The organism is Pseudomonas sp. St29 (genome assembly GCF_001547915.1).
Lineage (GTDB): Bacteria > Pseudomonadota > Gammaproteobacteria > Pseudomonadales > Pseudomonadaceae > Aquipseudomonas.
The window spans coordinates 2083745-2105556 of the sequence record NZ_AP014628.1 but is presented as its reverse complement, the minus strand read 5'-3'; the positions used below and the strand labels follow the sequence as shown (position 1 = coordinate 2105556).

Below are 21812 nucleotides of genomic sequence, written 5' to 3'. Positions count from 1 at the left end.
TATAGGGGTCAATTACCGATCACGAAAGGAGTGTCAGCGTGACCACAACCACCACGGCAGCACCGACCGCTCAAGTGCCTGCGCGCCACTGGCTCGCCACCCTGGTGACCTGCACCCTGTTCCTGATTGTCTGCCTGAGCTGGGGCACCACCTGGCTGGGGATCAAGGTGGCCGTGGCCAGCACGCCGCCCCTGACCGCGGCGGGGCTGCGCTTCTTGATCGCCTTTCCGCTGTTTGCCTGCTTTGCCTGGCTGCGCCGCGAGCCGCTGATGTTCCCCAAGGGCAGCCGCGGTTTCCTGCTGTTCGTCACCCTGTGCTACTTCAGCCTGCCCTATACCTTGCTCAACTATGGCGAGGTGCACGTGTCCTCGGGACTGACCGCCCTGCTGTTCAGCTGCATGCCGGTGTTCATCCTGATCTTTTCCGCTCTGCTGCTGCGGGAAAAAATCCACCTGGCGCAGGTACTCGGCATCGCCGTCGGCTTTGCCAGCCTGTTCCAGATCATCCGCGGCCAGGGCCTGCTCAACGATCACAACGAACTCTCGGGAGTGCTGGCGATTCTCGGCGCGGCGCTGCTGCATGCCTTGTGCTACGTCGTCACCAAAAAACACGGGAGCGCCATCAGCGTCATCACCTACAACGCCCTGCCCATCGGCATCGCCGGCCTGCTGCTGTGCCTGGCCGGCCTGTGGATGGAAAACCCGGATTACTCGGCCATCAGCCCCCGCTCCTGGGGCGCCCTGCTGTACCTGGGACTGGTCGCCTCGGTGGGCGGGTTTATCGTCTACTTCTTCCTGCTCAAACGCCTGAATCCGGTGATCCTGTCCTTCGTCTTCATCATCTTCCCGGTGTTCGCGGTGATCATCGGCGCCTGGTACGAAGGCCTGAGCCTGTCCAGCGATCTGCTGCTGTATGCCTCGACCCTGCTCGGCGGCTTCGCCATCACCAAATTGCCGCTGGATAAATGGCTGTCCAAAACAGCCGCCCAACCCCAGGAAAATCCGTAGGAGCGTGCTTGCTCGCGATGCTTCTGAGGGCACCCCGTTCGCCCGGCAAGTCCGCGTCATCCTTGACATGCTTCGCGAGCAGGCTCGCTCCTACAAGGGAGGGAACGGCCTCAGATCACCAGCAGGTCGACGAACCGGTGCACCGGCGTCGCCTGCAGCCGTGCCGGGTCCTTGCACAGCTGGAAAATCTGCGTCGCGCGCTGGGCGGTGAAGCGCGTGGCCAGGTTGGCCTTGAACTTGTCTTCCAGCAGCGGGATGCCTTCGGCGCGGCGGCGCCGGTGGCCGATGGGGTATTGCACCGCCACCTGTTCGGTGCTGGAGCCGTCCTTGAAGAACACCTGGATCGCGTTGGCGATCGAGCGCTTGTCGGCTTCCAGGTATTCCCGGGTGTAACGCGGGTCCTCGACGATCTGCATCTTCTCGCGCAACTGGTCGATGATCGGGTGCGCGGCGTGAAAGTCGTCCTCATAGTGCTCGGCCACCAGGGTGCCGAAGGCCAGGGGCACGGCGGTCATGTATTGCAGGCAGTGATCGCGATCGGCGGCATTGGCCAGCGGCCCGACCTTGGAAATGATGCGGATCGCCGACTCATGGGTGGTGATGACGATGCGGTCGATTTCGTGCAGGCGATTGCGCACTTTCGGATGCAGGATCACCGCCGCCTCACACGCGGTCTGCGCATGAAACTCCGCCGGGAAGCTGATCTTGAACAGCACGTTTTCCATCACATAGCTGGCGTATTCCTGCGCCAGCTTGAACTGCCGCTGGCCCTCGGGCTTGAGCGCCAGGTCCTTGTTGGTATGGCTGAACAGCACGTCATAGAAGCCCCACTGCGGCGCGCTGAGCACCCCGGGAATGCCCATCTCGCCGCGCAGGGCGATATCCGCCAGGCGCACTCCGCGACTGGTTGCATCCCCCGCCGCCCAGGATTTGCGTGAACCGGCATTCGGCGCATGACGGTAGGTGCGCAGCGCCTGGCCATCGACGAAGGCCTGGGACAGCGCCGCCAGCAGTTGCTCGCGATCGGCCCCCATCAGTTGGGCGCAGACGGCGGTGGAGGCGACTTTCACCAGCAGCACATGATCGAGCCCGACGCGGTTGAAGGAGTTTTCCAGGGCCATCACGCCCTGAATCTCATGAGCCATGATCATCGCCTTGAGCACATCGCTCATGGTCAGCGGCGCCTCGCCATTGGCCACGCGCTTTTGCGACAGGTGATCGGCCACCGCCAGAATCCCGCCGAGGTTGTCCGAAGGATGCCCCCACTCGGCCGCCAGCCAGGTGTCGTTGTAGTCCAGCCAGCGCACGATGCAGCCGATGTCCCAGGCCGCCTTTACCGGGTCGAGGCGGTAGCTGGTGCCGGGCACCCGCGCACCAAAGGGCACCACGGTGCCTTCGACGAACGGCCCCAGGTGCTTGGTGCATTCGGGAAAACGCAAGGCCAGCAGGCCGCAGCCCAGGGTGTCCATCAGGCAGTTGCGAGCGGTGTCGAGGGCTTCTTGGGAGTCGATGGAATAGGTCAGGACATAGTCGGCGATGTCCTGCAGGACCTGGTCGTACTCGGGACGGTTGTTCAGGTCTACGTTGGCGCTCATGAGGGCTTCACTCCTGTTGCAAGGTTGTGGGTAGCGGTGATTCCTCAGGTACAGGTCAATAACGGCATCGCAGGTCTGCGCCTGCTCAGCGATTCAATAACAACGTCACGCTTGGCGGTGGTGGCGAGGGAGCTTGCTCCCGCTGGGTGGCACAGCCGCCCCAAAGGCGGTCCATGCGTTGCAACAGGTCAATCGCGAACTCAGGGCTTACGACCGCTGCGCGGCCGAGCGGGAGCAAGCTCCCGCGCCACCTTAAGCCCCGCCACCACCACCGACACGACTCTGCTTAGAAACTGTCGCCGGGCACGCGCACCCAGCCTTCCATCAGCACCCGCGCGCTGCGGCTCATGATGGCCTTGACCACGGTCCAGTCATCGCCGTTCCGGGTGGCTTCGGCGCCAACGCGCAAGGTGCCCGAAGGGTGGCCAAAACGCACCGCGCTGCGCGCACCACCACCGGCCGCCAGGTTGACCAGGGTCCCCGGAATCGCCGCCGCGGTGCCGATGGCGACTGCGGCAGTGCCCATCATCGCGTGGTGCAGCTTGCCCATGGACAGGGCGCGCACCAGCAGGTCGACGTCCCCGGCCTTGATCGCCTTGCCGCTGGAGGCCTGGTAATCCGCCGGCGGCGCGACAAAGGCCACCTTCGGCGTGTGCTGGCGCTGGGCGGCTTGGTCCAGGTGCTGAATCAGGCCCATGCGCAAGGCACCGTGGGCGCGGATGGTCTCGAACATCGCCAGGGCCTTGGGGTCGCCATTGATGTCGCCCTGCAGTTCGGTGCCGCGATAACCGATGTCCGCCGCGTTGACGAAGATCGTTGGAATCCCGGCGTTGATCAGGGTCGCCTTGAAGGTGCCGACACCGGGCACTTCCAGGTCGTCCACCAGGTTGCCGGTGGGGAACATCGAACCGCCGGCGCCCTCCTCCTCGGCCGCCGGATCGAGAAACTCCAGTTGCACTTCGGCCGCCGGAAAGGTCACGCCGTCCAGCTCGAAATCACCGGTTTCCTGAACCTCGCCATTGGTGATCGGCACGTGGGCGATGATGCTCTTGCCGATATTGGCCTGCCAGATACGCACCACCGCCACGCCGTTCTGCGGAATGCGTGCCGGGTCCACCAGGCCGCTGCTGATGGCGAACGAACCGACCGCCGCCGAGAGGTTGCCGCAGTTGCCGCTCCAGTCGACGAAGGCCTTGTCAATGGCCACCTGGCCGAACAGGTAGTCGACGTCATGATCGGCCTTGATGCTCTTGGACAGGATCACCGTCTTGCTGGTGCTGGAGGTGGCGCCGCCCATGCCGTCGATCTGCTTGTCATAGGGATCGGGGCTGCCGATCACCCGCAGCAGCAGGGCATCGCGGGCCGCGCCCGGCAGCTGGGCCGCCTCGGGCAGGTCCTTGAGGTTGAAGAACACGCCCTTGCTGGTGCCGCCACGCATGTAGGTGGCGGGAATCTTGATCTGCGCTACAAATGCCATGAATTTCAGGTCCCGATAATGACCGGGGGCGGTGCCTTGCGGCCCGCCCCCGGTACGTTGCTTAGCTGGCTACGGCCGATTCCAGGAAGTCCTGGGCGAAGCGTTGCAGCACCCCACCCGCCTCGTAGATCGACACTTCTTCGGCGGTGTCGAGGCGGCAGGTGACCGGCACCTCCAACCGCTCGCCATTGCGGCGGTTGATCACCAGGGTCAACTGCGCCCGTGGCGTGCGTTCGCCGATCACGTCGTAGGTTTCAGTGCCGTCGATGCCCAGGGTCTTGCGGTCGGTGCCTGCGAGGAACTCCAGCGGCAGCACGCCCATGCCCACCAGGTTGGTGCGGTGGATGCGCTCGAAGCCTTCGGCGACGATGGCTTCCACGCCCGCCAGGCGCACGCCCTTGGCCGCCCAGTCGCGGGACGAACCCTGGCCGTAGTCGGCGCCGGCAATGATGATCAGCGGCTGCTTGCGCTGCATGTAGGTTTCAATGGCTTCCCACATCCGCGTCACTTTGCCTTCCGGCTCGATCCGCGCCAGGGAGCCCTGCTTGACCTTGCCGTTTTCCTGGACCATTTCATTGAACAGTTTCGGGTTGGCGAAGGTCGCACGCTGGGCGGTCAAGTGGTCGCCACGGTGGGTCGCGTAGGAGTTGAAGTCCTCTTCCGGCAGGCCCATTTTCGCCAGGTACTCACCGGCCGCACTGTCGAGCATGATGGCGTTGGACGGCGACAGGTGGTCGGTGGTGATGTTGTCCGGCAGCACTGCCAGCGGGCGCATGCCCTTGAGGCTGCGCTCCCCGGCCAGCGCCCCTTCCCAGTAAGGCGGACGGCGGATGTAGGTGCTCTGCGGGCGCCAGTCGTACAGCGGCTCGACTTTCGGGCCGGTGTCTTCGTGGATGGCGAACATCGGGATGTAGACCTTGCGGAACTGCTCCGGCTTGACCGCTGACTTGACCACGGCGTCGATCTCTTCGTCGCTCGGCCAGATGTCCTTGAGGCGGATTTCCCGGCCGTCGGCATCCAGGCCCAGCACGTCCTTCTCGATATCGAAGCGGATGGTGCCGGCAATCGCGTAGGCCACCACCAGCGGCGGCGAAGCCAGGAACGCCTGCTTGGCATAAGGGTGGATGCGCCCGTCGAAATTGCGGTTGCCCGACAGCACGGCGGTGGCGTACAGGTCGCGATCGATGATCTCTTTCTGGATCACCGGGTCCAGGGCGCCGGACATGCCGTTGCAGGTGGTGCAGGCAAAGGCCACCACGCCAAAGCCCAGCTGCTCCAGCTCATGGCCCAGGCCGGCTTCTTCCAGGTACATGGCCACGGTTTTCGAACCCGGGGCCAGGGACGACTTGACCCACGGCTTGCGGGTCAACCCCAGCTTGTTGGCGTTGCGCGCCAGCAGGCCGGCGGCGATCACGTTGCGCGGGTTGCTGGTGTTGGTGCAACTGGTGATGGCGGCGATGATCACCGCGCCGTCGGGCATCTGCCCCGGCACTTCGGACCACTGCCCGGCAATGCCCTTGGCCGCCAGGTCGCGGGTGGCGACCCGAGCGTGGGGGTTGCTCGGCCCGGCCATGTTGCGCACCACCGACGACAGGTCGAACTGCAGGCCGCGCTCGTAACGCGCGCTCTTCAGGCTGTCGGCCCACAGGCCGGTGTGCTTGGCGTAGCTCTCTACCAGACGCACTTGTTCGTCTTCACGACCGGTGAGCTTGAGGTAGTCGATGGTCTGCTGGTCGATGTAGAACATCGCCGCGGTGGCGCCGTATTCCGGGGCCATGTTGGAGATGGTGGCGCGGTCGCCCAGGGTCAGGGCCGCGGCGCCTGCGCCGAAGAACTCCAGCCAGGCCCCGACCACTTTCTGCTTGCGCAGGAACTCGGTCAGCGCCAGCACCATGTCGGTGGCGGTGATCCCCGGTTGCAGCTTGCCGGTGAGCTCGACGCCGATGATTTCCGGCAGGCGCATCCACGAAGCGCGACCGAGCATGACGTTCTCGGCTTCCAGGCCGCCGACGCCGATGGCGATCACGCCCAGGGCATCCACGTGGGGGGTGTGGCTGTCGGTGCCGACGCAGGTATCAGGGAAGGCCACCCCGTCGCGCACCTGGATCACCGGGGACATTTTCTCCAGGTTGATCTGGTGCATGATGCCGTTGCCCGGCGGGATCACGTCGACGTTCTTGAAGGCCTTCTTGGTCCAGTTGATGAAGTGGAAACGGTCTTCGTTGCGCCGGTCTTCGATGGCGCGGTTCTTGTCGAAGGCGTCCGGGTCGAAACCGCCGCATTCCACGGCCAGGGAGTGGTCGACGATCAGCTGGGTCGGCACCACCGGGTTGACCAGGGCCGGGTCACCGCCCTGGTCGGCGATGGCGTCGCGCAGGCCGGCCAGGTCCACCAGCGCGGTCTGGCCGAGGATGTCGTGGCACACCACGCGGGCCGGGAACCACGGGAAGTCCAGGTCGTCGCGGCGTTCGATCAGTTGCCCGAGGGAGGCGTTGAGGGTCGCCGGATCACAGCGACGCACCAGGTTTTCCGCCAGTACGCGGGAGGTGTAGGGCAGGCTGTCGTAGGCCCCGGGCTGCAGCGCATCGACCGCCGCACGGGCGTCGAAATAGTCCAGCTGGCTGCCGGGCAGCGTCTTGCGAAATTCAGTGTTCATGGTCAGGGGACTCGATCACGGTAGTTTCAAAGGGAGCGTCCGGCACGGGGCTGAATGGGCATCCATCCCTTGTGGGGCGAGCTTGCTCGCGATGACTGAATCCGATCCGACATGGCTGTCGGCTGATCCATCGCGATCGCGAGCAAGCTCGCTCCAACAGGTGTGGAGCATTCAAGCCACAGCGCCGGCGCCCTCCCGGTCAGCGGCGTTCGATTGGCACGAACTTGCGCTGTTCAACGCCGACGTACTCGGCGCTTGGACGGATGATGCGGTTGTTGCCCCGCTGCTCGAACACGTGGGCGGCCCAGCCGGTCAGGCGCGAGCAGACGAAGATCGGGGTGAACAGCTTGGTGGGGATGCCCATGAAGTGGTACGCCGAGGCGTGGTAGAAGTCGGCGTTGGGGAAGAGTTTCTTCTGCTCCCACATGGTCTTGTCGATGGCTTCGGACACCGGGAACAGCACCTTGTCACCGACTTCGTCAGCCAGCTTCTTCGACCAGCCCTTGATCACCTCGTTGCGCGGGTCGCTGTCTTTGTAGATCGCGTGGCCAAAGCCCATGATCTTGTCCTTGCGCTCCAGCATCCGCAGCAGTTCGGCGGTCGCCTCCTCAGGGCTGTGGAAGCGCTCGATCAGCTCCATGGCCGCTTCGTTGGCGCCACCGTGCAGCGGGCCACGCAGCGAACCGATGGCGGCGGTGATGCACGAGTACAGGTCCGACAGGGTCGAGGCACAGACCCGGGCGGTGAAGGTGGAGGCGTTGAACTCGTGCTCGGCGTAGAGAATCAGCGAGACGTTCATCACCTTGACGTGCAAGTCGCTGGGCTTCTTGCCGTGCAGCAGGTGCAGGAAGTGGCCACCAATGGTCTGCTCGTCGCTGACGCAGTTGATGCGCACGCCTTCATGACTGAAGCGGTACCAGTAGCACATGATCGCCGGGAAGGCCGCCAGCAGGCGGTCGGTGACATCGTGCTGCTGGGAGAAGTCCTTCTCCGGCTCGATGTTGCCGAGGAACGAGCAACCGGTGCGCATCACGTCCATCGGATGGGCCTGGGCCGGAATTCGCTCCAGCACTTCCTTCAGGGCTTGCGGCAGATCCCGCAGCTTGCTCAGCTTGGCGCTGTAGGCGGCCAGCTGTTCCTGGGTCGGCAGGTCGCCGTACAGCAACAGGTAGGCGACTTCCTCGAACTGCGCATCGGCCGCCAGTTCGCGCACGTCATAGCCGCGGTAGGTCAATCCGGCACCGGCCTGGCCCACGGTGGACAGCGCGGTTTGCCCGGCGACCTGGCCGCGCAGACCTGCACCACTCAATACTTTTGCTTCGGCCATTGCTCTCTCCAATCTTGAATTTGTTAGGGACTTGGCAACTTCGTTGGTCGGGACTCACCCCGACACTGTAGGAGCGAGCTTGCTCGCGATCCAGGCCCGCGCGCCCCAGCGAGTCAGGGGCTGCGCGTCAGCGTTGACGGCCGTCGCGAGCAAGCATTCATTCAACCTTTCTTCTGTGCGAACAGCGCGTCGAGCTTCTGTTCGAAGCTGTGGTAGTCGATGCGCTCGTAGAGCTCCATGCGGGTCTGCATGGTGTCGATCACGTTCTGCTGGGTGCCATCGCGACGGATCGCGGTGTAGACGTTTTCCGCCGCCTTGTTCATGGCACGGAACGCCGACAGCGGGTACAGCACCAGGGAAACATCCACGGATTTCAGTTGTTCGGTGGTGTACAGCGGGGTCGCGCCGAATTCGGTGATGTTGGCCAGGATCGGCGCCTTCACCCGGTCGGCGAAGATCTTGTACATCTCAAGCTCGGTGATGGCTTCCGGGAACACCATGTCGGCACCGGCCTCGATGCACGCCGCGGCGCGCTCCAGGGCCGACTCCAGGCCTTCCACCGCCAGGGCGTCGGTGCGCGCCATGATCACGAAACTGTCGTCGGTGCGGGCATCCACCGCGGCCTTGATGCGGTCGACCATTTCCTGCTGGGAGACGATCTCCTTGTTCGGGCGGTGACCGCAGCGCTTGGCGCCGACCTGGTCTTCGATATGGATCGCCGCGGCGCCGAACTTGATCATCGACTTGACGGTGCGGGCCACGTTGAAGGCCGAGGAGCCGAAGCCGGTGTCCACGTCCACCAGCAGCGGCAGGTCGCAGACGTCGGTGATGCGGCGCACGTCGGTGAGGACGTCGTCGAGGCCGGTGATGCCCAGGTCAGGTACGCCCAGGGAGCCTGCGGCGACCCCGCCACCGGACAGGTAGATAGCCTTGAAACCGGCGCGCTTGGCCAGCAGGGCGTGGTTGGCGTTGATCGCGCCGACCACTTGCAACGGCTGTTCGCTGGCGACCGCATCGCGGAAACGCTGGCCTGGAGTGCTCTTGTTGGAACTCATGACTCACCTCGTGGAGTGGCTGTCTGATGGGCGCTGTCCTGGTAGTGACGCGCAATATTGCGTTTCGAGGCGCCGATGTGGCGGCGCATCAACAACTCGGCCAGTTCGCCGTCGCGATCGGCAATGGCATCGAGAATCCGGTGGTGTTCGGCAAAGGCCTGGTGCGGGCGGTTGGGGGTCGCGGAAAACTGGATGCGGTACATGCGCACCAGCTGATACAGCTCGCCACAGAGCATCTGCGTGAGGGTGCGATTGCCCGCGCCCTGGATGATCCGGTAGTGGAAGTCGAAATCCCCTTCCTGCTGGTAGTAGCCGACGCCGGCCTGGAACGCCGCATCGCGCTCGTGGGTATCGAGCACCCGGCGCAGTTCGTCGATCTCCTCGCCGGTCATGCGCTCCGCCGCCAGGCGACAGGCCATGCCTTCCAGGGATTCGCGGATTTCGTAGAGTTCGATCAGTTCGGCGTGGCTCAGGGACACCACCCGGGCGCCGACATGGGGCACCCGCACCAGCAGGCGCTGGCCTTCCAGGCGGTGGATGGCCTCGCGCAACGGGCCACGACTGATGCCGTAGGTTCGGGCCAATTCCGGTTCGGAGATCTTGCTGCCCGGGGCGATCTCGCCCTTGACGATGGCGGCCTGGATACGCCGGAAGACGTTTTCGGACAGGGTTTCAGAATCGTCCTGCGCCGGCAGCGGATGTTCCAGTTGATCCAGCATATTGTCGACACCTTGAAAATCAATGAGGCAAAAACTAGCCAATACCCCGAAAACAGTCAAAGGAAAAATTGAGATTGTCGACAATCGTCTAATAACCCTTTGCACCAAAACGAGACAAAAGGCCCGCCCCCAGCCCTGGCGCGGCAAAACCAGCATGCTAGAATGCCGCCCGCATTGGCCTGTCATCTTTTTATGGCACGCACACGAGGGAGCTTGCGCAGCAATGCCGGTCGCCTTGAATTGAAGAACCCATGCCCATCAGGATCTATGAGACTCAAGGCCCTCCCCCCCCTCCTCTGCCTGCTTGCCCTTCCCGGCATCAGCGCCGCCGCCGGCAAGACTGTCTACGGTTTGAATGAATACGCACGGTTGTCGGACATTGACCTGGAAGTCGCGGCCAAGCTCGACACCGGCGCCAAGACCGCGTCCCTGAGTGCCCGCGACATCAAGCGTTTCAAGCGCAATGGCGAATCCTGGGTGCGTTTCTACCTGGCCATCGACACCGCCCACAGCCACCCCATCGAGCGGCCTCTGGCCCGGGTCAGCAAGATCAAGCGCCGCGCCGGCGACTATGACCCCGATGAAGACAAGAACTACACCGCCCGGCCGGTGATCGCCCTGGATGTGTGCATGGGCAGCGCCTTGCGCAGCATCGAAGTGAACTTGACCGACCGCAGCGCCTTCCAATACCCGCTGCTGATTGGCTCCGAAGCCCTGAAACGCTTCGATGCCCTGGTCGACCCCAGTCTTAAATACGCTGCTGGCAAACCCGCCTGCGCCACCGACGCTCATACCGCAGAGTAATTCCAATGCGCTCTCTTACCCTTCATCTGAAAGTCCTGATCGCCATCCTGGTGGTGCTGGGCATTTCGATCACGGCCTATCAGATCTTCGTGCTGGGCATTCCAGTGACCGAAGACGCCACCGACGATCTGTGGAACATCGATGCCAAGGTCGAGTTCGTCGCCAACGGCAAGGACCCGATCAAGATCCAGATGTTCGTGCCGCCCCTGAGCCGCGACTACGTGAGCCTCAACGAGAGCTTCATCTCCAACAACTATGGGGTGGCGGTGAACCGCGTCGACGGCAACCGCAAGGTCACCTGGTCGGCGCGCCGGGCCAAGGGCAACCAGACCCTGTACTACCGCCTGGTGCTGACCAAGCGCTACAGCGCCGAGAAATCCAAGATCAAGGGCCCGACCTTCCGCGACAGCATGGCCGTGGAAGGCCCGGAAAAGATTGCCGCCGAAGCCTTGCTGGCGCCGATCCGCCAGCACTCGGCGGACGTCGAGACCTTCATCAGCGAAGCCATCAAGCGCGTCAACAACGCCAATGACGACAACGCCAAGCTGCTGCTGGCCGGCGACACGTCCAGCGCCAACAAGGCCAAGATCGTCGAGCTGCTGCTGTCCATTGCCCATGTGCCGATGGAGAAGGTCCACACCATCCGCCTGGTGGCCGACCAGCCGCAGACCCCGGAGCTCTGGCTGCGCAGCTTCAATGGCACCGACTGGCTGTACTTCAACCCGGAAACCGGCGAGCAGGGCATGCCCAGCGACCGCCTGCTGTGGTGGACCGGTGACGACAACCTGATCACCGTCGATGGCGGCAAGAAAGCCAACGTCACCTTCAGCCTCAACAACAGCGAAATGAACGCCATTCGCCTGGCCAAGCTGACCGACGAGAACACCGACGCCAACTTCCTCGAATACTCGCTCTACGGCCTGCCGCTGCAGACCCAGCAGACCTTCATGATCATGGTGATGATCCCCATCGGCGTGCTGGTGATCCTGGTGTTGCGCAACCTGATCGGCCTGCAGACCCTGGGCACCTTCACCCCGGTACTGATCGCCCTGGCGTTCCGCGAAACCCAATTGGGCTTCGGTATCGTGCTGTTCACGGTGATCACCGCGCTCGGGCTGTCCCTGCGCTCCTACCTGGAACACCTGAAACTGCAGATGCTGCCGCGGCTGTCGGTGGTGCTGACCTTCGTCGTGGTGCTGATCGCCGCCATCAGCCTGTTCAGCCACAAGCTGGGCCTGGAGCGCGGCCTGTCGGTGGCGCTGTTCCCGATGGTGATCCTGACCATGACCATCGAACGCCTGTCCATCACCTGGGAAGAGCGCGGCGCCGGCCATGCGATGAAAGTCGCCATCGGCACCCTGTTCGCCGCGTCCCTGGCGCACCTGATCATGAGCGTGCCGGAGCTGACGTACTTCGTCTTCACCTTCCCGGCGATGCTGCTGATCCTGGTGGGCTTCATGCTGGCGATGGGTCGCTATCGCGGCTACCGCCTGACCGAACTCGTGCGTTTCAAAGCCTTCGTCAAGGCAGACTCCTGATGTTCGGCCTGTGGAAGACCTGGAAAGCCCTGGAAGCGCGGGGAATCATGGGCATCAACCGGCGTAACGCCGACTACGTGCTCAAGTACAACAAGCGCAGCCTGTACCCCATCGTCGATGACAAGATCATCACCAAGGAGCGGGCGATCAAGGCCGGCATCCATGTGCCGGAACTGTACGGGGTGATCTCCACCGAGAAGGAAATCGACAAGCTCGACGCGATCATCGGTGAACGCAACGACTTCGTGATCAAGCCGGCGCAAGGCGCCGGCGGTGACGGCATCATTGTGATCGCCGACCGCTTTGAGGGCCGCTATCGCACGGTGTCGGGCAAGATCATCAGCCACGAGGAAATCGAGCACCATATCTCCAGCATCCTCACCGGCCTGTACTCCCTGGGCGGCCACCGCGACCGCGCGCTGATCGAGTACCGGGTGACCCCGGACCAGATCTTCAAGAGCATCAGCTACGAAGGCGTGCCGGACATCCGCATCATCGTGCTCATGGGCTATCCGGTGATGGCCATGCTGCGCCTGCCGACCCGCCAGTCCGGGGGCAAGGCCAACCTGCACCAGGGCGCCATCGGCGTCGGCGTCGACCTGGCCACCGGCCTGACCCTGCGCGGCACCTGGCTGAACAACATCATCACCAAGCACCCGGACACCACCAACGCCGTGGACGGCGTGCAACTGCCCTACTGGGACGGTTTCATGAAGCTGGCGGCCGGTTGCTACGAGCTCTGCGGCCTGGGCTACATCGGCGTGGACATGGTCCTGGACCAGGACAAGGGCCCGCTGATTCTCGAACTCAACGCCCGTCCCGGGCTGAACATCCAGATCGCCAACGACTGCGGCCTGACCCAGCGTACCCACGCCATCGAAGCCCACCTTGAGCAACTCAAGACCCGCGGCATCGTGGAAAGCGTCGAAGAGCGGGTGCGCTTCGCCCAGGAGCTGTTCGGTCATATTCCGCCGGTGGAAGGCTGATAACGGCTGCCGCGGGGTGCGAAGGCAACTTTCGCCGCCTGCGGCAGCGGCTACAGGTCGGTGAATGCGCCGTGAATCAGGCAATCGCCGACATCCCCTCTAGGAGCAACTCCTGCACAGGCATACAATCGCCAACCGCGCTCCGATGGCTGATTTGCCCCGCATGTTGACCTGTTCCGTACACCCGCTCCCCTATCGCGCCAACCCCGCCGAGTATTTCGCGGCAATCGAACACGCTCCCGGCGCCGTGCTGCTGGACAGCGGCCGGCCCACTGCCGAGCGCGGTCGCTACGACCTGCTCAGCGCCTGGCCGCTGGCCGAGCTGACGGTGGCCGCCGACGAAAGTGGCGGCGACTTCCTCCAGCGCCTGCGGCACAACCTGCAGCAACTGGGTCCGGCCCAGGTCCCGGCGCCCTATGAACTGCCCTTCGCCGGCGGCCTGATCGGCTACCTCAGCTACGACTTCGGCCGCCATCTGGAACGCCTGCCGAGCCAGGCCCGGGATGACCTGCACCTGCCGGACGCACGCTTTGGCCTGTACGCCTGGGCGCTGATCAATGACCACCAGGCAGGCACCAGCCAGTTGCTTTTCCACCCCAGCCTGGAAGAGGCAGAGCGTCGGCGCCTGATCCAGCTGTTCAGCCAACCGCCCGCCACGGCGGCAGGCTCGTTCACACTCAGCCGGCCCATGCAGGCCGACCTGAGTGCCGAGGATTACCGTCAGGCGTTCCAGCGCATCCAGCATTACATCCAGGCCGGCGACTGCTACCAGGTGAACTTCGCCCAACGCTTTCGCGGCCAGTACCAGGGCGAGCCGTGGGTCGCCTACTGCGCGTTGCGCGCGGCGTGCCCGACGCCCTTCTCGGGCTTTCAACGCCTGCCGGACGGCGGCGCGGTGCTCAGCCTGTCGCCGGAGCGCTTCGTCCACGTCAGCCAGGGCCGGGTGGAAACCCGGCCGATCAAGGGCACCCGCCCGCGCGGCCGGGATGCGGCCGAAGATGCGGCCAACGCCGCCGAGCTGCTGTCCAGCCCCAAGGACCGCGCGGAAAACCTGATGATCGTCGACCTGCTGCGCAACGACCTGGGGCGCACCTGCCGCACCGGCTCGGTGCGCGTGCCGGAGCTGTTCAGCCTGGAAAGCTACCCCAACGTGCACCACCTGGTGAGCAGCGTCACCGGCGAACTGGCACCCGGCAAGGACGCCCTGGACCTGATTGCCGGCAGCTTCCCCGGCGGCTCGATCACCGGCGCGCCGAAGATCCGCTCGATGCAGATCATCGACGAGCTGGAGCCCACGCGACGTGCCCTGTACTGCGGCTCGCTGCTGTACCTGGACGTGCGCGGAGAAATGGACAGCTCGATCGCCATCCGCAGCCTGCTGGCCAAGGACGGGCAGATCTGTTGCTGGGGGGGCGGCGGAATCGTCGCGGATTCGGACTGGCAGGCGGAGTACCAGGAATCCATCACCAAGGTGCGGGTGTTGCTGGAAACGTTGCAGGGGCTCTGACCCCCTGTAGCCGCTGCCGCAGGCTGCGATCGACTGCGAAGCAGGCGTCGCCCTTGAGGCCTTGAAGCCCCTGCGGGGCTTGTCGCAGCCTGCGGCAGCGGCTACAGGTGCGCTTTACAGACTCAGGGGGCGGTTGGAAGCCTTGATGAATTCCTGCTTCAACTCAGCAAAGCTGTGCACCGCGGGGAACTGCGGGAACTCGCGGATCACGTTGTCCGGGGCATGGAACAGGATGCCGGCATCGGCCTCGCCGAGCATGGTCGTGTCGTTGTAGGAATCCCCCGCGGCGATCACCCGGTAGTACAGGCTCTTGAAGGCCAGCACCGATTGACGCTTGGGGTCCTTCTGGCGCAGCTGGTAACCGGTGACCCGACCGCCGTCATCGGTGATCAGGCGGTGACACAGCAGGGTCGGGAAACCCAGCTGGCGCATCAGCGGCTGGGAAAACTCATAGAAGGTGTCGGAGAGGATCACCACCTGGAAGCGCTCGCGCAGCCAGTTGACGAACTCCACCGCGCCCTCCAGGGGCTTGAGGGTGGCGATCACTTCCTGGATGTCCGACAGCTTCAGGCCGTGTTCGTCGAGAATCCGCAGGCGCTGCTTCATCAATACGTCGTAGTCGGGAATATCCCGGGTGGTTGCCTTGAGGGATTCAATCCCGGTTTTTTCGGCAAAGGCGATCCAGATTTCCGGGACCAGTACACCTTCCAGATCGAGACAGGCAATTTCCACAAGACACTCCCATTGGTTCTGATTATTGACGTTGAGCGAGCAAAAGGACTGCCGAACTCTAGCGACTCGCCTGCGCAGGCGCAACGCAGAGGAGCGCGCCAGGGCCGGGTGGATTTTGTTAAGATCGCCCCCCTATAGAGCGCACAGCGCCACCGACCTGTAGGAAACCGCCCTGATGAACCCATCGTTCGACGTCGCTGAACTCGCCGCGACCTATGCCAACAAATCCGCCCAGGACATTCTCAAGCTGGCCTTCGCCCAGTTTGGTGACGACCTGTGGATCTCCTTCAGCGGCGCCGAGGATGTGGTGCTGGTGGACATGGCCTGGAAGCTGAACAAGAACGTCAAGGTGTTCAGCCTCGACACCGGGCGCCTGCACCCGGAAACCTACCGTTTCATCGATCAGGTGCGCGAACACTACAAGATCGACATCGAACTGATCTCGCCGGACCACAGCAAGCTCGAACCCTTCGTCAAGGAAAAGGGCCTGTTCAGCTTCTACAAGGACGGCCACGGCGAATGCTGCGGCATCCGCAAGATCGAGCCACTGCGACGCAAACTGTCCACCGTCAGCGCCTGGGCCACCGGCCAGCGCCGCGACCAGAGCCCAGGCACCCGCAGCCAGGTGGCGGTGCTGGAGATCGACAGCGCCTTCTCCACCCCCGAACGCCCGCTGTACAAGTTCAACCCGCTGGCGCAGATGAGCAGCGAGGAGATCTGGGGTTACATCCGCATGCTCGAACTGCCGTACAACAGCCTGCATGAACGCGGCTTCATCAGCATCGGCTGCGAGCCCTGCACTCGCCCGGTACTGCCCAACCAGCACGAGCGCGAAGGCCGCTGGTGGTGGGAAGAAGCCACCCAGAAGGAATGCGGCCTGCACGCCGGCAACCTCATCAGCAAAGCCTGACCTCCCTTCTTCTGCCGGCGCCAGGCTCCTCACCCCGAGGACGCCTTGGCTGACAAAGCGAACGCGCCCAGCCCACGCCAACAACAAAGATGTACACAGAAATGTCACCATCAGTGCCATTTTTGTGTGCACTTTCAGAACCCGCCGCCCCAAAAGGTTACAGGCCTTTCTCCCACCGGATTTCGTGGCATGCACTGTCGCGCCCGAGAAAAAATAAATACCTGTTCAATCGGTCAATTTTTAATCCCGCTGTTTCATGCAGTTAGGCGCAACTCATAACAAAACGAAATCAGCAGCCGATTTCATAGCTGCAAAATTGGCACAGAAGTGGCTTTAGTCGACTTATGTTTTGTATACAAAACAAGCAAAACATACATACACTAACCATCCGCACGCCTGACCCACGACTCAAGCTGCAGATGCCCCGAACCCAGTGATTCCTCCCCTGCGACGAAGATTGTCGAGCCTTGCGCTCAAGCACAGTCATCCAGGGCTGGAGTCAGGAGCATGCCGGAATGCGTACCAGCCCTTCCAACCACATCGCACTGGATCTGCCCTCCTCGCTGCATTCGCCCAACGCCCAGCACCCCGTCGCCGATCCCCACCCGCACCCTATTGTCCTCAGCCCGCGCCTGCACAACCGCGACCTGGCACCGACCAAGGTCGAGGGTCGGCGCTGGGGTGGCTACAGCATCTTTGCCCTGTGGACCAACGACGTGCACAACATCGCCAACTACTCCTTTGCCATCGGCCTCTACGCCCTGGGCCTGGGCGGCTGGCAGATCCTGCTGTCGCTGGGGATAGGCGCGGCGCTGGTGTACTGCTTCATGAACCTGTCCGGCTACATGGGGCAGAAGACCGGCGTGCCGTTCCCGGTGATCAGCCGCATCAGCTTCGGCATCCACGGCGCGCAGATACCGGCGCTGATCCGCGCGGTGATCGCGATCGCCTGGTTCGGCATCCAGACCTACCTGGCCTCGGTCGTGTTTCGCGTGTTGCTGACCGCGATCCATCCCGGTTTCGCCGATTACGACCACGACTCGATCCTCGGCCTGTCGAGCCTGGGCTGGGCCTGTTTCGTGGTGATCTGGCTGGTGCAGCTGGTGATCCTCGCCTACGGCATGGAGATGATCCGCCGCTACGAAGCCTTCGCCGGGCCGATCATTCTACTGACCGTGGCCTGCCTCGCCGGGTGGATGTACACCCAGGCCGACGGGCAGATTGCCTGGTCGATCCGCGAGCCGTTGAGCGGTGGCGAAATGTGGCGGCAGATCTTCGCCGGCGGCGCGCTGTGGCTGGCGATCTACGGCACGCTGATTCTCAACTTCTGCGACTTCGCGCGCTCCTCGCCGTGCCGCAAGACCATCAAGGTCGGCAACTTCTGGGGCCTGCCGGTGAACATCCTGGTGTTCGCCACCATCACCGTGCTGCTGTGCGGCGCGCAGTTCCAGATCAACGGCCAGGTCATCGAAAGCCCGACCCAGATCATCGCCTCGATCCCCAATACGCTGTTTCTGGTGCTGGGCTGCCTGGCCTTCCTGATCGTCACCGTGGCGGTGAACATCATGGCCAACTTCGTCGCCCCGGCCTTCGTCCTCAGCAACCTGGCGCCCAAGTACCTGACCTTCCGCCGCGCCGGGCTGATCAGTGCGGCGCTGGCGGTGCTGATCCTGCCGTGGAACCTGTACAACAGCCCGCTGGTGATCGTGTACTTCCTCTCCGGCCTGGGCGCCCTGCTCGGCCCGCTGTACGGGGTGATCATGGTGGACTACTGGATCCTGCGCAAAGCCCGGATCCACGTGCCGCAGCTGTACAGCGAAGACCCGCAAGGCGCGTACTTCTACAGCCGCGGGGTCAATCTGCGGGCGCTGGCGGCCTTCGTGCCCGCGGCGCTGATCGCCATCGTGCTGGCCCTGGTGCCGGGCTTTGCCAGCGTCTCGCCGTTTTCCTGGCTGATCGGTGCCGGTATCGCCGGCCTGCTGTACCTGATCATCGCCAAGCGCCAACCCGGGTACGCCGATGTCAGCGGCGAATCCATCGCCGTGGACAACGTCAGTCATTGAACCTGAACGGCCCGGTACGCCGGGCCTTGAACTGCCCAACCAGTAAGGAACCCCCATGCGCATTCTCGTGGTCAACGTCAACACCACCGACTCCATCACCCAAGCCATCGCCCGCCAGGCGCAAAGCGTGGCGGCGCCGGGAACGGAAATCGTCGGTTTGACCCCCTACTTCGGCGCCGAATCGGTGGAAGGCAACTTCGAAAGCTACCTGGCGGCCATCGCCGTGATGGATCGGGTGCTGGCCTACGACCAGCCCTATGACGCAGTGATCCAGGCCGGTTACGGCGAGCACGGCCGCGAGGGCCTGCAGGAGTTGCTGAATGTGCCGGTGGTGGACATCACCGACGCCGCTGCCAGCACCGCGATGTTCCTTGGCCATGCCTACTCGGTGGTGACCACCCTGGATCGCACCGTGCCGCTGATCGAGGACCGGCTCAAGCTGTCCGGCCTCTACGAGCGCTGCGCCTCGGTGCGGGCCAGCGGCCTGGCGGTGCTGGAGCTGGAGGAAGACCCGCTGCGGGCGGTGGAAGCCATCATGCGCCAGGCCGAATTGGCGGTAACCCAGGACAAGGCCGAAGTGATCTGCCTGGGCTGTGGCGGCATGGCCGGGCTGGATGAACAGATCCGCCAGCGCACCGGGGTGCCGGTGGTGGATGGGGTCACGGCGGCGGTCACCGTCGCCGAGTCCCTGGTGCGTCTGGGGCTGTCCACCTCGAAGGTGCGGACCTACGCGACGCCGCGGCCGAAACGGGTGGTTGGCTGGCCGCTGCGCCTGGGACGCTGAGGCCGGCGGCGCCCGGGTTCGCCGGTGAGCCGGCGGCTATAGGGCGCTGAAGGTTTGCGCCAGGCCTTGCTCGGCGAATTGCTCGATGACGAAGTCGACGAACGCCCGGGTCTTGCCCGGGAGCATCTTGTGCTCGGCGTAGTAGATCGAGGTGTAGCCATCATCCACGTACCAATCCGGCAAGACACGTTGCAGCGCGCCGGAACGCAGGTAGTTGACGGCAAACGGCATGCTCACCAGGGCCAACCCCAGGTCCTGGGCGGCCGCCACGCAGGCGGCTTCGGAATCGCTCATGGTCATGCTGGCCTTGAGCTCCAACGGGCGCACGCCACCGCCGCGCCCGCTGAGTTGCCAGGGACGGATGCGGCCGGTCTGCGGAGAACGGATCAGGATTCCCCGGCAATGCTGCAGGTCCTCCGGATCACGGATCGGCGCTCGCCCCGCGAGGTAGGCCGGGCTGGCCACCAGCACCCGATGGGCCGGGGACAGGCGCCGGGCGACCACCCCTTGCGGCAACTCGAAACCGCCACCGATGGCGGCATCGAAGCCCTGGCCGATCAGGTCCACCTGGCGATTGTCGAAATGCCAGTCCGGCTGGATATCCGGGTAACGCTGCAGGAAGCTGGCGAGCATCGGCACGATGTAAAAACAGCCAAATACCGTTCCCATGCTGACCTTGAGCGTGCCTGCCGGGCGCCCCTGGACGGTGGACAGGCTGCTCACGGCATTCTGGATGGTCTGCAGGCTGTCGCTGACTTCCGCCAGGAACAAGCGCCCGGCCTCGGTCAGGGTCAAACGCCGGGTACTGCGCTGGAATAGACGTACACCCACCCGCGCCTCCAGCTTGGCTACGCTTTTTCCCACCGCGGCAGGGGTCAATCCCAGGCGTCGCGCCGCCTCGGCAAAGCTGCCGACTTCAGCGCTGCGGACAAAACATTCGATACTGCCGAAAGCTTCCATCACCGGTCATTCCATACTTTTGGTTTACACAGAGTATAGGAATTACCCGCTACACAGCGGCCAATCGACAATCAATACTCGACGCCAAGCACAAGGCACCCGGCCTTGAACCTCTGGAGAAGCACATGAGCAAGCACAACCTCAGCGGCAAAGTGGCCTTGATCCAAGGCGGTTCCCGCGGTATCGGCGCCGCCATCGTCGAGCGCCTGGCCGCCGAAGGCGCCAGCGTCGCCTTTACCTATGTCAGCTCGGCGAGCAAGGCCCAGGCCCTGCAGGACAGCATCCTCGCCAAGGGCGGCAAGGCGTTGGCCATTCAGGCCGACAGCGCCGACGCCGACGCCATTCGGGAGGCCGTGCAACGTACCGCCCAGGCCTTCGGCGGCCTCGACATCCTGGTCAACAATGCCGGGGTACTGGCAATGGCCCCGCTGGACGAGTTCAAGCTGGAAGACTTTGACCAGACCCTGGCCATCAACATCCGCAGCGTGTTCATCGCCACCCAGGAGGCTGCGCGGCACATGGGCGAAGGCGGACGCATCATCAATATCGGCAGCACCAACGCCGAGCGCATGCCCTTCGCCGGTGGCGGCCCCTACGCCATGAGCAAGGCCGCGCTGGTGGGCCTGACCAAAGGCCTGGCGCGGGACCTGGGACCACGGGGCATCACCATCAACAACGTCCAGCCCGGCCCGGTGGACACCGACATGAACCCGGCCGACGGGGCCTTTGCCGAAAGCCTGCTGGATCTCATGGCCGTGCGCCGCTACGGCCGTGCCGAAGAGATCGCCGGTTTCGTGGCCTACCTGGCCGGCCCAGAAGCGGCCTATATCACCGGTGCCAGCTTGAGCATCGACGGCGGCTTCAGCGCCTGAAAACCGCGAGCAGAAAAAAGCCGGGCCACCCATCTGAGGTGGCCCGGCTCCCGAGCTTGCGGCTTGCGGCTGGAAACAACCTGGCAGTGCCTTATTCCAACAGGCGAACGCCGCTCTCGCCCGTTCAGTCCCAGATCAGATGGGGCAAACCACAGGTCGCAGGCTCGAAGCCCTTGAGCGAACGCAGAATCCTGTCGGCATGGGCAAACTTGGCATCGGCCATGGCCGGATCGGGGACCGCGATCACGCTCATGCCCGCGGCCCGGGCAGCGGTCACGCCGAACGGCGAATCCTCGAAGACCAGGCACTCCTGCGGCGCCACGCCCAAGCGTCGGGCGGCGGTGAGGAAGATGTCCGGCGCCGGCTTGGCCGCCGTCACTTCCGGATCATCGGCGGTGACGATGGTGTCGAACAGGGCGAACCATTCGCCATGGCGGGTGGTTTTCTCGCCAAAGGACATCTGTGACGAACTGGTGCCCACCGCAATGGGGATCCGGTGATCCTTCAAGTGGCGCACCAGTTGCTGGGCGCCCGGCATGGCTTCGGCGCGGGGAAAGCGCTCGCGCATCAACGGCTCGCGCATGACCAGGAACTCCTCGGCGCTGATGGGCAGGTCCAGGGCCTGCACCACGTAGCGCGCCAGATCAGCGGCCCCGCGACCGATGATGTTCTGCTTGATGGTCCAGTCGTAGGTGCGGCCATAACGCTCGGCGATCAACTGGGTGATCTCGGTGTAGATGCCCTCGGTGTCGAGCAGCAGGCCATCCATGTCGAAAATCACCGCCTTGATCGGCCCCAAATCATTCAACTGTGCATTCAT

Annotated in this window: 18 protein-coding genes; 9 read left to right on the top strand and 9 right to left on the bottom strand. The window is 64.0% G+C overall.

What is annotated here, in order from left to right:
• Positions 1-38: 38 nt before the first annotated feature.
• Complete coding sequence (locus tag PST29_RS09635; protein ID WP_060838284.1) at positions 39-1007, top strand: DMT family transporter; 969 nt, start codon at positions 39-41, stop codon at positions 1005-1007.
• Positions 1008-1117: 110 nt separating this feature from the next.
• Here PST29_RS09635 and prpD read toward each other — a convergent pair whose 3' ends face one another.
• The 6 genes from prpD to PST29_RS09605 all read right to left on the bottom strand — a co-directional run bounded on the left by prpD (position 1118) and on the right by PST29_RS09605 (position 9836).
• Positions 1118-2602: a 2-methylcitrate dehydratase gene (prpD, locus tag PST29_RS09630; RefSeq protein WP_060842924.1), complete on the bottom strand. Its 1485-nt coding sequence runs from the start codon at positions 2600-2602 to the stop codon at positions 1118-1120.
• A 286-nt stretch (positions 2603-2888) separates the two neighbouring features.
• A complete protein-coding gene (gene prpF, locus PST29_RS09625; RefSeq protein ID WP_060838282.1) occupies positions 2889-4079 on the bottom strand; it encodes a 2-methylaconitate cis-trans isomerase PrpF in 1191 nt (396 codons plus the stop codon).
• 61 nt (positions 4080-4140) lie between these two features.
• A complete protein-coding gene (acnD, locus tag PST29_RS09620; protein ID WP_060838281.1) occupies positions 4141-6735 on the bottom strand; it encodes a Fe/S-dependent 2-methylisocitrate dehydratase AcnD in 2595 nt (864 codons plus the stop codon).
• A gap of 199 nt (positions 6736-6934) precedes the next feature.
• Positions 6935-8062 (bottom strand): bifunctional 2-methylcitrate synthase/citrate synthase, encoded by a 1128-nt coding sequence (gene prpC, locus PST29_RS09615; protein ID WP_060842923.1) that lies wholly within the window; start codon positions 8060-8062, stop codon positions 6935-6937.
• A gap of 161 nt (positions 8063-8223) precedes the next feature.
• Entirely contained in the window at positions 8224-9117 is an 894-nt protein-coding gene (prpB, locus tag PST29_RS09610) for a methylisocitrate lyase (RefSeq protein WP_011060181.1), read from the bottom strand.
• A complete protein-coding gene (locus PST29_RS09605; RefSeq protein ID WP_060838279.1) occupies positions 9114-9836 on the bottom strand; it encodes a GntR family transcriptional regulator in 723 nt (240 codons plus the stop codon). Before PST29_RS09605 ends, prpB begins: the two co-directional genes overlap by 4 nt.
• Positions 9837-10103: 267 nt before the next feature.
• On the opposite strand from PST29_RS09605, the gene rloA reads away from it, so the two are divergent.
• The 4 genes from rloA (at position 10104) to pabB (ending at position 14671) form a co-directional block, all read left to right on the top strand.
• Complete coding sequence (rloA, locus tag PST29_RS09600; protein ID WP_060838278.1) at positions 10104-10640, top strand: retropepsin-like aspartic peptidase RloA; 537 nt, start codon at positions 10104-10106, stop codon at positions 10638-10640.
• A gap of 5 nt (positions 10641-10645) precedes the next feature.
• Positions 10646-12178, top strand: coding sequence for an osmotic stress tolerance membrane protein RloB (gene rloB, locus PST29_RS09595; RefSeq protein ID WP_060838277.1), 1533 nt, complete (start codon positions 10646-10648; stop codon positions 12176-12178).
• Positions 12178-13164 carry an alpha-L-glutamate ligase-like protein gene (locus PST29_RS09590; RefSeq protein WP_060838276.1) on the top strand — a complete coding sequence of 329 codons (987 nt, stop codon included), beginning with the start codon at positions 12178-12180 and terminating at the stop codon, positions 13162-13164. Before rloB ends, PST29_RS09590 begins: the two co-directional genes overlap by 1 nt.
• A gap of 163 nt (positions 13165-13327) precedes the next feature.
• A complete protein-coding gene (gene pabB / locus PST29_RS09585) occupies positions 13328-14671 on the top strand; it encodes an aminodeoxychorismate synthase component I (RefSeq protein ID WP_060842922.1) in 1344 nt (447 codons plus the stop codon).
• Between the two features lie 114 nt (positions 14672-14785).
• On the opposite strand, the gene thrH is transcribed toward pabB, so the two are convergent.
• Positions 14786-15403 carry a bifunctional phosphoserine phosphatase/homoserine phosphotransferase ThrH gene (thrH, locus tag PST29_RS09580; RefSeq protein WP_060842921.1) on the bottom strand — a complete coding sequence of 206 codons (618 nt, stop codon included), beginning with the start codon at positions 15401-15403 and terminating at the stop codon, positions 14786-14788.
• A 175-nt stretch (positions 15404-15578) separates the two neighbouring features.
• On the opposite strand from thrH, the gene PST29_RS09575 reads away from it, so the two are divergent.
• The 3 genes from PST29_RS09575 (at position 15579) to PST29_RS09565 (ending at position 19160) form a co-directional block, all read left to right on the top strand.
• Positions 15579-16313, top strand: a complete 735-nt coding sequence (locus PST29_RS09575) for a phosphoadenylyl-sulfate reductase (RefSeq protein ID WP_016964342.1) — start codon at positions 15579-15581, stop codon at positions 16311-16313.
• A gap of 515 nt (positions 16314-16828) precedes the next feature.
• Positions 16829-18376 carry an NCS1 family nucleobase:cation symporter-1 gene (locus PST29_RS09570; protein ID WP_060842920.1) on the top strand — a complete coding sequence of 516 codons (1548 nt, stop codon included), beginning with the start codon at positions 16829-16831 and terminating at the stop codon, positions 18374-18376.
• A gap of 55 nt (positions 18377-18431) precedes the next feature.
• Positions 18432-19160 carry an aspartate/glutamate racemase family protein gene (locus PST29_RS09565; RefSeq protein ID WP_060842919.1) on the top strand — a complete coding sequence of 243 codons (729 nt, stop codon included), beginning with the start codon at positions 18432-18434 and terminating at the stop codon, positions 19158-19160.
• Positions 19161-19196: 36 nt separating this feature from the next.
• On the opposite strand, the gene PST29_RS09560 is transcribed toward PST29_RS09565, so the two are convergent.
• Positions 19197-20120, bottom strand: a complete 924-nt coding sequence (locus PST29_RS09560) for a LysR family transcriptional regulator (RefSeq protein WP_060842918.1) — start codon at positions 20118-20120, stop codon at positions 19197-19199.
• A gap of 125 nt (positions 20121-20245) precedes the next feature.
• Here PST29_RS09560 and PST29_RS09555 point away from each other — a divergent pair, with 125 nt between their 5' ends.
• Positions 20246-20992, top strand: a complete 747-nt coding sequence (locus tag PST29_RS09555) for a 3-oxoacyl-ACP reductase family protein (RefSeq protein WP_060842917.1) — start codon at positions 20246-20248, stop codon at positions 20990-20992.
• Between the two features lie 124 nt (positions 20993-21116).
• Here the strand turns inward: PST29_RS09555 and PST29_RS09550 are convergent, their stop codons facing one another.
• Entirely contained in the window at positions 21117-21812 is a 696-nt protein-coding gene (locus tag PST29_RS09550) for an HAD-IA family hydrolase (protein ID WP_060842916.1), read from the bottom strand.

What these genes read in the sequence shown, in the direction of transcription:
- prpD (WP_060842924.1), bottom strand. Translation starts at nt 2,602, where the DNA reads ATGAGCGCCAACGTAGACCTGAACAACCGTCCCGAGTACGACCAGGTC.
- prpF (WP_060838282.1), bottom strand. Translation starts at nt 4,079, where the DNA reads ATGGCATTTGTAGCGCAGATCAAGATTCCCGCCACCTACATGCGTGGC.
- acnD (WP_060838281.1), bottom strand. Translation starts at nt 6,735, where the DNA reads ATGAACACTGAATTTCGCAAGACGCTGCCCGGCAGCCAGCTGGACTAT.
- prpC (WP_060842923.1), bottom strand. Translation starts at nt 8,062, where the DNA reads ATGGCCGAAGCAAAAGTATTGAGTGGTGCAGGTCTGCGCGGCCAGGTC.
- prpB (WP_011060181.1), bottom strand. Translation starts at nt 9,117, where the DNA reads ATGAGTTCCAACAAGAGCACTCCAGGCCAGCGTTTCCGCGATGCGGTC.
- PST29_RS09605 (WP_060838279.1), bottom strand. Translation starts at nt 9,836, where the DNA reads ATGCTGGATCAACTGGAACATCCGCTGCCGGCGCAGGACGATTCTGAA.
- rloA (WP_060838278.1), top strand. Translation starts at nt 10,104, where the DNA reads ATGAGACTCAAGGCCCTCCCCCCCCTCCTCTGCCTGCTTGCCCTTCCC.
- rloB (WP_060838277.1), top strand. Translation starts at nt 10,646, where the DNA reads ATGCGCTCTCTTACCCTTCATCTGAAAGTCCTGATCGCCATCCTGGTG.
- PST29_RS09590 (WP_060838276.1), top strand. Translation starts at nt 12,178, where the DNA reads ATGTTCGGCCTGTGGAAGACCTGGAAAGCCCTGGAAGCGCGGGGAATC.
- pabB (WP_060842922.1), top strand. Translation starts at nt 13,328, where the DNA reads ATGTTGACCTGTTCCGTACACCCGCTCCCCTATCGCGCCAACCCCGCC.
- PST29_RS09575 (WP_016964342.1), top strand. Translation starts at nt 15,579, where the DNA reads ATGAACCCATCGTTCGACGTCGCTGAACTCGCCGCGACCTATGCCAAC.
- PST29_RS09570 (WP_060842920.1), top strand. Translation starts at nt 16,829, where the DNA reads ATGCGTACCAGCCCTTCCAACCACATCGCACTGGATCTGCCCTCCTCG.
- PST29_RS09565 (WP_060842919.1), top strand. Translation starts at nt 18,432, where the DNA reads ATGCGCATTCTCGTGGTCAACGTCAACACCACCGACTCCATCACCCAA.
- PST29_RS09560 (WP_060842918.1), bottom strand. Translation starts at nt 20,120, where the DNA reads ATGGAAGCTTTCGGCAGTATCGAATGTTTTGTCCGCAGCGCTGAAGTC.
- PST29_RS09555 (WP_060842917.1), top strand. Translation starts at nt 20,246, where the DNA reads ATGAGCAAGCACAACCTCAGCGGCAAAGTGGCCTTGATCCAAGGCGGT.
- PST29_RS09550 (WP_060842916.1), bottom strand. Translation starts at nt 21,812, where the DNA reads ATGAATGCACAGTTGAATGATTTGGGGCCGATCAAGGCGGTGATTTTC.